Genomic DNA, 467 nt, shown 5'->3' with positions numbered 1-467 from the left:
CGACAGCGAAGCCGACTTCGAACGCGGTGCCGCTGTCTGGTTCGCCTGCACCACGAAAGTCGTCCAGGTTCGCCATCACGATATCGGCCGACCGGATCAGTTCGATGTTCGCGGCATATATCCATCGTGCAGCGTCTCGCCCTCGAAGCGAGGAGGGCACTTGCCCGTCGAGTGGATAGAGACCAACGAAGCCGCGATCGCGGCAGAGTTGCTTCAGATGCTCGCCATGTTCCTTCGCGTCGCGACGAAAGACGTCGAAACCTGCGAGGTAGATGAGCGGCTGATTCGCAGCGCGCTCGATAGGCAAGGGCGCCGGCGCGATCTTTCCGTCGCGCACTCGCCGTTTCAAGCGCGCGATCTGTCGTTTAACCGCTAGAACGCTTTTTCCCAGTTCTGCCGCCACATGTTCGGCGGAAAGCCCTCGGTCAAGCATCTCCATAACGCGTCGTTGTGATTGAGTCGGATTC

1 protein-coding gene is annotated in these 467 nt (G+C 60.0%); it reads right to left on the bottom strand.

The window, feature by feature from the left end; genetic code table 11:
• A partial coding sequence (locus tag QCE48_RS31750; protein WP_309794513.1) for a nucleoside 2-deoxyribosyltransferase occupies window positions 1–439 on the bottom strand: 439 nt, incomplete at its 3' end.
• Between the last annotated feature and the right edge of the window lie 28 nt (window positions 440–467).

The sequence above is a fragment of the Caballeronia sp. LZ024 genome (assembly GCF_031451455.1).
GTDB classification, from domain to species: Bacteria; Pseudomonadota; Gammaproteobacteria; order Burkholderiales; family Burkholderiaceae; genus Caballeronia; species Caballeronia telluris.
Note: the sequence above shows the minus strand (reverse complement) of the source record. Positions and strands in the feature narration are given on the sequence as shown.